8 protein-coding genes are annotated in these 10,559 nt (G+C 65.1%); all 8 read left to right on the top strand.

The window, feature by feature from the left end; all coding sequences use genetic code 11:
- Positions 1 to 496, top strand: a 496-nt coding sequence (locus AC1DYI_RS17975; RefSeq protein ID WP_477205500.1) for a deoxyguanosinetriphosphate triphosphohydrolase family protein, incomplete at its 5' end; no start/stop codon positions are given.
- Between the two features lie 68 nt (positions 497 to 564).
- Positions 565 to 1,272 carry a transposase gene (locus AC1DYI_RS17970; RefSeq protein ID WP_477205499.1) on the top strand — a complete coding sequence of 236 codons (708 nt, stop codon included), beginning with the start codon at positions 565 to 567 and terminating at the stop codon, positions 1,270 to 1,272.
- Between the two features lie 120 nt (positions 1,273 to 1,392).
- Positions 1,393 to 6,186 carry a glutamate synthase-related protein gene (locus AC1DYI_RS17965; RefSeq protein ID WP_477205498.1) on the top strand — a complete coding sequence of 1,598 codons (4,794 nt, stop codon included), beginning with the start codon at positions 1,393 to 1,395 and terminating at the stop codon, positions 6,184 to 6,186.
- Positions 6,187 to 6,209: 23 nt separating this feature from the next.
- Positions 6,210 to 7,676, top strand: a complete 1,467-nt coding sequence (locus AC1DYI_RS17960) for a glutamate synthase subunit beta (protein ID WP_477205497.1) — start codon at positions 6,210 to 6,212, stop codon at positions 7,674 to 7,676.
- Between the two features lie 138 nt (positions 7,677 to 7,814).
- Positions 7,815 to 8,627, top strand: a complete 813-nt coding sequence (locus tag AC1DYI_RS17955) for an ABC transporter ATP-binding protein (protein WP_477205496.1) — start codon at positions 7,815 to 7,817, stop codon at positions 8,625 to 8,627.
- Positions 8,624 to 9,403 (top strand): lipid asymmetry maintenance ABC transporter permease subunit MlaE, encoded by a 780-nt coding sequence (gene mlaE, locus AC1DYI_RS17950; RefSeq protein WP_477205495.1) that lies wholly within the window; start codon positions 8,624 to 8,626, stop codon positions 9,401 to 9,403. The genes AC1DYI_RS17955 and mlaE overlap by 4 nt, the downstream gene beginning before the upstream one ends.
- A 10-nt stretch (positions 9,404 to 9,413) precedes the next feature.
- A complete protein-coding gene (mlaD, locus tag AC1DYI_RS17945; protein ID WP_477205494.1) occupies positions 9,414 to 9,896 on the top strand; it encodes an outer membrane lipid asymmetry maintenance protein MlaD in 483 nt (160 codons plus the stop codon).
- Positions 9,893 to 10,559 (top strand): MlaA family lipoprotein (locus AC1DYI_RS17940; protein WP_477205493.1); only part of this gene is annotated, 667 nt, incomplete at its 3' end. The genes mlaD and AC1DYI_RS17940, both read left to right, overlap by 4 nt.

Raw genomic sequence — 10,559 nt, 5'->3', positions numbered from 1 at the left:
GCTCCACGGTGTCGCTCTGTTCCAGCGCTTCTATTCGGAGACCCTGTCCGACCATCCCGACTTGGAGCGAAGGCATCCACGCCGGCTGCTCGCCGAGATCATCCGCCGCATGCTGTCGGCACAGGTCTACGACGTGATCGCCCGCACGCAGCAACGCTTGGCGCGCGACAACCCGACATGCGCAGACGATGTTCGTCACCTGCCGCCTTTGGTTGGATTCAGCGACGAGATGAAGCACAGCAGCGCCGAGCTGAAACGCTTTTTGTACCGAGCGCTGTACCGCCACCCCCAGGTGATGGCCACGACCGACGCCGCCAAGCAAGTCGTCGGTGACCTGTTTGCCGTCTATCGCAACCGCCCCGACGAGTTGCCAAGAGACTACGCGCGCAGCTYGGACCCGACGCGTGCGTTGGCCGACTACATCGCCGGCATGACAGACCGCTTCGCCATCCGTGAACACCAGCGCTTGACCGGAAAACGCGCGTTCCCCGACTAGCGGAAAACTAGAGCTTCTGCGGCGCCGTCTCTGACAAAATGGGGTCAGGTTAAATATCTGATCCCATCATGGCGCGACAAGCCCGACTGACGGTCCCTGGACATCCGCACCACCTGCTGATCCGTGGCAATAACCGGCAGCCCATCTTTATTGACGACGACGACCGGCGGCGATTGCTGACGCAGTTGAGCGACGCTTTGCGTGAGCATCTGCTGACGCTGCACGCCTATGTCCTGATGCCCAACCACCTGCATCTGCTGGTCACGCCGGCCAATGCTGACGCCCTCAGCCGCGCCATGCAGAGCCTGGGGCGACGCTATGTGGCCCGTTTCAATGCTCGCCACCAGCGCAGCGGGACGTTGTGGGAAGGGCGCTACCGGGCGCACGTGGTCGGCGGCGCCGACAACGTGCTGCGCTGCATGCGCTTCATCGAGCTAAACCCGCAGCGCGTTGGCCTGGCCCCAGGCTTGCATGAGGACAGCTGGTCGAGCTTGCCTCACCATCTTGGTGCGCTGCGTGACCCGCTGATCACCGAGCCGCCGGCGTACTGGCAACTCGGGAACACGCCCTTTGAGCGGGAGGCCGCCTATCGCCATTGGTTGGAGCGGGGGGTGGGGTCGCTGGAGGCGCAACGAATCGTGTCCGCACTGGCGGGCGGGCGGCCATTGGGCGACCCCGCCTTCGTCGCCGAGCTGGAGCGGCTGACCGCGCGCTCACTCGCCACCCGGCCGCGCGGACGGCCGCCAAAGGCATCAATAAAGACTGTCCCTAATTAAATGATGAAGGCCACCCATGGCTTAGTTATTTGAACCTGACCCCAATTAATAGCGCTTGTCGCTGCCCCGGCTTTCTTTTAACCTCGCGTTTCCCCTAGCCAACGTCGAGGAGCGTTGCCCATGTCCAAGGCCACGCCGGGTCCTTTGTCGACCCTCGCCCCCCATCCCTCCGCCGAAGAAATCCAGGATCTGGCGGCGCACGGTCTGTATGACCCGCGCAACGAGAAAGACGCCTGCGGGGTTGGCTTTGTCGCCCACATCAAGGGGCAGAAGGCACACGCGATCATTGCCCAGGGGCTGAAGATCCTCGAGAACCTGGACCACCGCGGTGCGGTGGGTGCCGACAAGCTGATGGGCGACGGCGCCGGCATCCTGATCCAGATCCCCGACGACTTCTTCCGCGCCGAGATGGCGGCGCAAGGCGTCACGCTGCCGCCGCCGGGCGAATACGGCGTCGGCATGATCTTCCTGCCGAAGGAACACGCCTCGCGGCTGGCCTGYGTGCAGGAGTTGGAGCGCGCCATCAAGGCTGAAGGCCAGGTGCTGCTGGGCTGGCGCGATGTGCCAGTCGACGCTGACATGCCGATGTCGCCGACCGTGCGCCTGACCGAGCCGGTGATCCGCCAAGTCTTCATCGGCCGCGGTGCTGACGTGATCGTGCCCGATGCGCTGGAACGCAAGCTCTATGTGATCCGCAAGACGGCCTCGGCGGCGATCCAGGCGCTGAAGCTGACCCACAGCCGCGAGTACTACGTGCCCAGCATGAGCTGCCGCACGATCATCTACAAGGGCCTGCTGCTGGCGAACCAGGTCGGCCAGTACTACAAGGACCTGTCGGATCCGCGCGCCGTGTCGGCTCTGGCGCTGGTGCATCAGCGCTTCTCGACCAACACCTTCCCCGAGTGGCCGCTGTCGCACCCGTACCGCATGGTCGCGCACAACGGCGAGATCAACACCGTCAAGGGCAACTTCAACTGGATGCGTGCCCGCGAGGGCGTGATGAAGTCGCCGGTGTTGGGCGACGACCTGAAGAAGCTCTACCCGATCAGCTTCGAAGGCCAGAGCGACACCGCCACCTTCGACAACGCGCTCGAGCTGCTGACGATGAGCGGATACCCGCTCGCGCACGCAGCGATGATGATGATTCCCGAGGCGTGGGAACAGCACGAGATGATGGACCCGCGTCGTCGCGCGTTCTACGAGTACCACGCGTCGATGATGGAGCCGTGGGACGGCCCCGCCGCGATGGTCTTCACCGATGGCAAGCAGATCGGCGCGACGCTGGACCGCAACGGCCTGCGTCCGGCGCGCTACATCGTCACCAACGACGACCTGGTGGTGATGGCGTCGGAATCGGGCGTGTTGCCCATCCCCGAGAACCACATCGTCAAGAAGTGGCGCCTGCAGCCTGGCAAGATGTTCCTGATTGACCTGGAGCAAGGCCGCATCGTCGACGACGAAGAGCTGAAGAACCAGTTCGCCAGCGCTCGACCCTATCGCCAGTGGATCGACAACGTCCGCGTGCGGCTCGACTCGATTCCCGTCGGCGACGCACCGACCGCCGCCTTCACCGAAAGCCTGCTCGACCGCCAGCAGGCATTCGGCTACACGCAGGAAGACCTGAAGTTCCTGCTCGCGCCTATGGCCACCGCCGGCGAAGAAGGCATCGGTTCGATGGGCAACGACTCGCCGCTCGCGGTGCTGTCGGACAAGAACAAGCCGCTGTACAACTACTTCAAGCAGCTGTTCGCCCAGGTCACGAACCCGCCGATCGATCCGATCCGCGAAGCGATCGTGATGAGCCTGAACAGCTTCATCGGCCCGAAGCCCAACCTGCTCGACATCAACGCGGTCAACCCGCCGATGCGGCTGGAGGTGGCCCAGCCGGTGCTCGACTTCAAGGGCATGGCCCGGCTGCGCAACATCGAAGGCGCGACCGGTGGCAAGTTCAAGCCCTACGAGATCGACATCACCTATCCGCTGGCCTGGGGCAAGGCCGGCATCGAGGCCAAGCTGGCATCGCTGTGCGCCGAGAGCGTCGACGCGATCAAGAGCGGCCACAACATCCTGATCATCAGCGACCGCCGGATGGACCGCGCGAACCTTGCGATCCCGGCGCTGCTGGCGTTGTCGGCCATCCACCACCACCTGGTGCGTGCAGGGCTGCGCACGACGGCCGGCCTGGTCGTCGAGACGGCCTCGGCACGCGAGGTCCACCACTTCGCGGTGTTGGCCGGCTACGGCGCCGAAGCCGTGCACCCGTATCTGGCGATGGAAACGCTGGCGGCGATGCACCAGGAGCTGCCGGGCGAGTTGTCGGCCGACAAGGCCATCTACAACTACGTCAAGGCGATCGGCAAGGGCCTGTCGAAGATCATGTCCAAGATGGGCGTGTCGACGTACATGTCGTACTGCGGTGCGCAGCTGTTCGAGGCCATCGGTCTCAACAAGGACATGGTCGGCAAGTACTTCCGCGGCACCGCCACACAGGTCGAAGGCATCGGTGTCTTCGAGGTGGMCGAAGAGGCGCTGCGCAACCACCGCGCCGCCTTTGGCGAAGACCCGCTGCTGGAGGGCTTGCTTGAAACCGGCGGCGAGTACGCCTGGCGCGTGCGCGGTGAAGAGCACATGTGGACGCCGGACGCGATCGCCAAGCTGCAGCACAGCACGCGCTCGGGCAAGTTCGACACCTACAAGGAATACGCCCAGCTCATCAACGATCAGAGCAAGCGTCATCTGACGCTGCGCGGGTTGTTCGAGTTCAAGTTCGATCCCGCGAAGGCGATCTCGGTCGACGAGGTGGAATCGGCTGCGGACATCGTCAAGCGTTTCGCTACTGGCGCGATGTCGCTTGGCTCGATCTCGACTGAGGCGCATACGACACTGGCGATTGCGATGAACCGCATCGGCGGCAAGAGCAACACCGGCGAAGGCGGCGAGGACCCGGCGCGCTATCGCAACGAGCTCAAGGGCATCCCGATCACCACCGGCACCAAGGTGTCGGACGTGATCGGCGCTGGCGTTGTGCAGGCCGACTACGAGCTGAAGGACGGCGACAGCCTGCGCTCGAAGATCAAGCAGGTCGCTTCGGGCCGCTTTGGCGTGACGACCGAGTACCTGGTCTCGGCCGACCAGATCCAGATCAAGATGGCCCAGGGCGCCAAGCCGGGCGAGGGCGGCCAACTGCCCGGCGGCAAGGTCAGTGATTACATCGGCTTCCTGCGCTACTCGGTGCCGGGCGTCGGCTTGATCAGCCCACCGCCGCACCACGACATCTATTCGATCGAGGACCTGGCGCAGCTGATCCACGACCTGAAGAATGCGAACCCGCGCGCATCGATCAGCGTCAAGCTGGTGTCCGAAGTCGGTGTGGGCACCATCGCCGCCGGCGTCACCAAGTGCAAGGCCGATCACCTGGTGATCGCCGGGCACGATGGCGGCACCGGCGCCTCGCCGTGGTCGAGCATCAAGCATGCTGGTACGCCGTGGGAGCTGGGCCTGGCCGAGACGCAGCAAACGCTGGTGCTGAACCGCTTGCGCGGCCGCGTTCGCGTGCAGGCCGACGGCCAGATGAAGACCGGCCGCGATGTCGTGATCGGCGCGCTGCTCGGGGCCGACGAGTTCGGCTTCGCGACCGCGCCGCTGGTCGTCGAGGGCTGCATCATGATGCGCAAGTGCCACCTGAACACCTGCCCGGTAGGTGTGGCCACGCAAGACCCGGTGCTGCGCGCCAAGTTCAACGGCAAGCCCGAGCACGTCGTCAACTATTTTTTCTTCGTCGCCGAAGAGGCGCGCCAGCTGATGGCGCAGCTGGGCATCCGCAAGTTCGACGAGCTGATCGGCCGCGCCGACTTGTTGGACACGCGCAAGGCCATCAGCCACTGGAAGGCTCGTGGCCTGGACTTCAGTCGCGTGTTCCACCGGCCGCAGGTACCCGCCGAGGTCGCGCGCTTCCATGTCGAAGAGCAGGACCATGGCCTGGATCGCGCGCTGGACAAGAAGCTGATCCAGAAGTGCCGCGATGCTTTCGAGACCGGCGAGAAGATCCAGTTCATGCAGGACGCGCGCAACGTCAACCGCTCGGTCGGCGCGATGTTGTCGGGCGAGCTGATTCGCCTGCGGCCTGAAGGACTGCCCGACCACACGGTGTTCATCCAGATGGAGGGCACCGGTGGTCAGAGCTTCGCGGCCTTCCTGGCCCAGGGCATCACGCTGTACCTGATCGGTGAGGCGAACGACTACACGGGCAAGGGCCTGTCCGGCGGCCGCGTGGTCGTGCGACCAAGCATCGACTTCCGCGGTGACGCGACGGCCAACATCATCGTCGGCAACACCGCGCTGTATGGCGCGACGAGTGGTGAGGCCTTTTTCCGCGGCGTGGCCGGCGAGCGCTTTGCGGTGCGGCTGTCAGGTGCGACAGCGGTGGTCGAAGGCACCGGAGACCATGGCTGCGAGTACATGACCGGTGGCACAGCGGTCGTGCTGGGCAAGACCGGCCGCAACTTCGCGGCCGGCATGTCCGGCGGCATTGCCTACGTGTTCGACGAAGACGGCCAGTTCGCCAAGCGCTGCAACACCACGATGGTCCTGCTCGAAAAGGTCCTCAGCACGGCTGAGCAAGAAGACACCGTCGACCCGGCGATCTGGCACAAGCAGCAGACCGACGAAGCGTTGCTGAAGCGGCTGATCGAAGACCACCACAAGTGGACCGGTTCGCTGCGCGCTCGCGACATCCTCGACCACTGGGCCGACTCGCGCGCCAAGTTCGTCAAGGTCTTCCCGACCGAATACAAACGCGCGCTGGGCGAGTTGCATGCCACTCGCGAAACGATCGAAGCGATCGACAAGGCGGTTGGCAAGCCCGCAGACAAGAAGTCCGCCACCAAGGCCGGCAAGTCGTTGACCTCGAAGTAAGCCAAGGATCTGAAGAGCACACCATGGGAAAAGTCACCGGCTTCCTCGAGTACGAGCGCGTCGAAGAAAGCTACGCGCCCGTCCCCCAGCGGCTGAAGCACTACAAGGAATTCGTCATCGGCTTGGCCGCCGACGAGGCCAAAGTGCAAGGCGCGCGCTGCATGGACTGCGGCACACCGTTCTGCAACAACGGCTGCCCGGTCAACAACGTGATTCCGGACTTCAACGACCTGGTCTACCGGGGCGACTGGAAGAACGCGATCACGGTGCTGCACAGCACCAACAATTTCCCCGAGTTCACCGGCCGCATCTGCCCGGCGCCTTGCGAAGCGGCCTGCACGTTGAACGTCAACGACGACCCGGTCGGCATCAAGTCCATCGAGCACGCGATCATCGACCGAGCCTGGGAAGAAGGCTGGGTCAAGCCGCAGCCGGCGACGGTGAAGACAGGCAAGAAGGTGGCCGTGGTCGGCTCCGGCCCGGCGGGCCTGGCGGCGGCGCAGCAGCTGGCACGTGCTGGCCATGCGGTGACGGTGTTCGAAAAGAACGACCGCGCGGGCGGCCTGCTGCGCTACGGCATCCCGGACTTCAAGATGGAGAAGGCGCACATCGACCGCCGCGTCGCGCAGATGGAGGCTGAAGGCGTCGTCTTCCGCACTGGCGTGATGGTCGGTGAGCTGCCAAAGGGATCGAAGATCACCAACTGGGCCAAGTCCAGTGTCACGCCGGACGAGCTGAAGGCCGAGTTCGACGCGGTGCTGTTGGCCGGTGGGGCTGAGGCCTCGCGCGACCTGCCGGTGCCCGGCCGTGACCTGGACGGTGTGCACTTCGCGATGGAGTTCCTGCCGCAGCAGAACAAGCTCAACGCTGGTGACAAGCTGAAGGGCCAGATCCGCGCCGACGGCAAGCACGTGATCGTGATCGGCGGCGGTGACACCGGCAGCGACTGCGTCGGCACCAGCAACCGCCACGGCGCGACCAGCGTGACGCAGTTCGAGCTGATGCCGATGCCGCCGGAAACAGAAGACAAGCCGCTGACCTGGCCGTACTGGCCGTACAAGCTGCGCAGCTCGTCCAGCCACGAAGAAGGCTGCCAGCGCGAGTTCGCGATCGCCACCAAAGAGTTCGTCGGCGAGAAGGGCAAGCTGACTGGCCTAAAGACGGTGCGCGTCGAGTGGAAGGGCGGCAAGATGGTCGAGGTGCCGAACAGCGAACAGCTGCTGAAGGCCGACCTCGCGCTGCTGGCGATGGGCTTTGTCAGCCCGGTAGCGACGGTCATCGAGGCCTTCGGCGTCGAGCTGGACATGCGCGGCAACGCCAAGGCAGGCACCGATGCAGCCAATGGCTACAAGACCAATGTCGACAAGGTGTTCGCTGCCGGCGACATGCGCCGCGGCCAGTCGCTGGTGGTCTGGGCGATCCGCGAAGGCCGCCAAGCCGCGCGGTCCGTCGACGAGTTCTTGATGGGTTCTTCGACGCTGCCCCGCTGAATCTTGCTGCTAGCACACGCCGGCCAGGCTTGTCGTGTTGCTGCGACGTGTCCGTAGGTGACGGCTGGGCAAAGCGCCCGGCCCACCCCGGTCGACCAGAAAGCCCATGCGACAATCCTCGGGAAATCCCTGCCCGAGATGAGCGACGCCTTCATAGAGATTGATCACGTCACGTTTGGATATGACGCCAGCCGGACGATTCTGAACGACATCAGCCTTCGCTTCATGCGAGGCAAAGTCACGGCCGTCCTGGGCGGCTCGGGCTGCGGCAAGACGACCCTGCTGCGTCTGATTGGCGGCGTTCACGCGGCCAATTCGGGCCGTGTCGTCTTCGACGGTGAAGTCGTTAACGTGCGTGACCGGGCGCAGCTCTACCGCATGCGCCGCCGCCTGGGCATGTTGTTCCAGTTCGGCGCTTTGTTCACCGACTTGACGGTCTACGACAACGTGGCCTTCCCGCTGCGCGAGATGACCGACCTGCCGGACGAGCTGATCCACGACATCGTGCTGATGAAACTCAACGCGGTCGGCCTGCGCGGTGCGGCCCCGCTGAAGATCAGCGAGGTTTCGGGCGGCATGGCGCGCCGCGTCGCGCTCGCACGCGCCATCGCGCTCGACCCCGAACTGATCATGTACGACGAGCCGTTCGCCGGGCTGGACCTGATCTCGATGGGCGTGGCGGCGAACCTGATTCGGACGCTGAACGACGTGACCGGTGCTACCTCGCTGGTCATCTCGCACGATGTGCCCGAGTGCATGGCCATCAGCGACTGGGTCGTGTTGCTGGCCGCCGGCGGCCGCCTCGTGGCGCAGGGCACGCCGGCCGAACTGATGGCCAGCACCGATCCTGAAGTGCGCCAGTTCGTGCGCGGCGAGCCCGACGGGCCGGTCAAGTTCCACTACCCGGCGCCCGAAATGGCCGTCGACTACGGTCTGCGAGGCAAGGCATGAACTGGCTCGCCTCCATCGGCGCTTGGGCAATGCGCGGCTTGGGCGGTTGGGGCCGGTCGGCCATGTTCTTCGTCGACCTGCTGGCGGCGCTGCCGGCGGCATTGCGCCGTTTCGGCTTGGTCGTTTCGCAGATCCATGCGATCGGCAACCGCTCGCTGGTCATCATCCTGGCCTCGGGCATGGCGGTGGGCTTTGTGCTCGCGCTGCAGATGTACTACGCGCTGGCCACCTACGGGGCAGCCGAGTCGCTGGGCCTGGTGGTCAACCTCTCGCTGGTGCGCGAACTGGGCCCGGTGGTGACCGCGTTGCTGTTCGCCGGCCGCGCCGGCACTTCGCTGACGGCTGAGATCGGGCTGATGAAGGCGGGTGAGCAGATCGCCGCGCTGGAGCTGATGGCGATCGACCCGCGCCAGCGGGTGTTGGCGCCGCGCTTTCTGGCCGGGGCGATCTCGATGCCGCTGCTGGCGATCCTGTTCTCGGCCATTGGCATCTCGGGGGCGTGGGTCGTGGCGGTTGGCCTGATCGGCATCGACCCGGGCAACTTCTGGTCGATCCAGCAAAGCGGCGTCGACGTCTGGCGCGATGTCGGCAACGGCGTCATCAAGAGCGGCGTGTTCGGCATCATCTGTACAGCCGTCGCGCTCTACCAAGGCTATGTCACAGAAGCCACGCCGGAAGGCGTGGCCTATGCCACCACACGCACCGTCGTGATCTCGTCACTGTCGGTGCTGGGCATGGACTTCATTCTCACGGCGCTGATGTTCTCTACGCGCTAAGGATCAAACGATGGCAAAGAAAAGCATCGAAACCCTCGTCGGCCTGTTCGTGTTGATGGGCATTGCGGCGCTGCTGTTCGTGGCGCTGAAGGCCGCCAACCTGGCCAGCTTCACCAACGGCCAGACCTACGGCCTGCAGGCCCGCTTCGACAACATCGGCGGCCTGAAGGTCCGCGCACCGGTGCGTTCGGCCGGCGTGGTGGTCGGCCGCGTGACCTCGATCAAGCTGGACCCGAAGACCTACCAGGGCGTGGTCAGCCTGCAGATCTCGAGCGGCGTCGAGTTCCCGAAGGACTCGTCGGCCAAGATCCTGACCGCGGGCCTGTTGGGCGACCAGTACATCGGCATCGACCCCGGTGCTGACGAGAAGAACTTCGCCGCCGGCGACGTGATCAAGCAAACCCAGTCGGCGATCGTTCTTGAGAACCTGATCGGGCAAATGCTGCTGAGCAAGGCCGGCGACGCCGGCAACGAGAACGGGGACAAGAAATGAAGCTGGCCGCTGCCTGCGCGATCGCGCTGGTGCTGAGCGGCGCCGCGCGCGCCGACGAAGTCGACGCGGTGGCCGCGGCGCCGGTGTTGGTTGCCGCTGCGGCCGCTGGCGCGGCCTCGGCCCCCGATGCTGAGTCGGCGGACGCGCCTGCCGCCAAGCCGGCAGCGTCGAAGAAGGACCCGTTCGAATCCTGGAATCGCTCGGTCTTCTCGTTCAACGAGGCGGTCGATACCGCGGTGCTGAAGCCGGTCGCCCAGGCCTACAAGGACGTCGTGCCCGAGTACGTGCGCACCTTGATCGAGAACGTGTTCGGCAACGTGGCCGACGCCTGGTCCACCGTGAACCATCTGCTGCAGGGCAAGTTCGAAAGTTCGCTGCAAATGGGTATGCGGGTCGCCACCAACAGCGTGCTCGGCTTCGGCGGCTTGCTCGACATTGGCACCGAGATCGGCCTCGAGAAGCAGTCGGAAGACTTCGGTCAGACGCTGGGCCGCTGGGGCATGCCGTCCGGCCCGTACGTGATGCTGCCGGTGCTGGGCCCTTCGACGCTGCGTGACACCGCTGCGTTGCCGATCGACATGCAAGCCAGCCCGACCGCGCTGATCGACGACACCCGCGCCAAGCTCATCGGGGTGGCACTGCTGCAGGCGGTCAGCACCCGTG

This window comes from Ideonella sp. P3_A4 (assembly GCF_056403075.1).
Note: the sequence above shows the minus strand (reverse complement) of the source record. Positions and strands in the feature narration are given on the sequence as shown.

Excerpts from the sequence above, each read along its gene's own strand:
- AC1DYI_RS17960 (WP_477205497.1), top strand. The coding sequence starts at position 6,210 with ATGGGAAAAGTCACCGGCTTCCTCGAGTACGAGCGCGTCGAAGAAAGC.
- AC1DYI_RS17955 (WP_477205496.1), top strand. The coding sequence starts at position 7,815 with ATGAGCGACGCCTTCATAGAGATTGATCACGTCACGTTTGGATATGAC.
- mlaE (WP_477205495.1), top strand. The coding sequence starts at position 8,624 with ATGAACTGGCTCGCCTCCATCGGCGCTTGGGCAATGCGCGGCTTGGGC.
- AC1DYI_RS17970 (WP_477205499.1), top strand. The coding sequence starts at position 565 with ATGGCGCGACAAGCCCGACTGACGGTCCCTGGACATCCGCACCACCTG.
- mlaD (WP_477205494.1), top strand. The coding sequence starts at position 9,414 with ATGGCAAAGAAAAGCATCGAAACCCTCGTCGGCCTGTTCGTGTTGATG.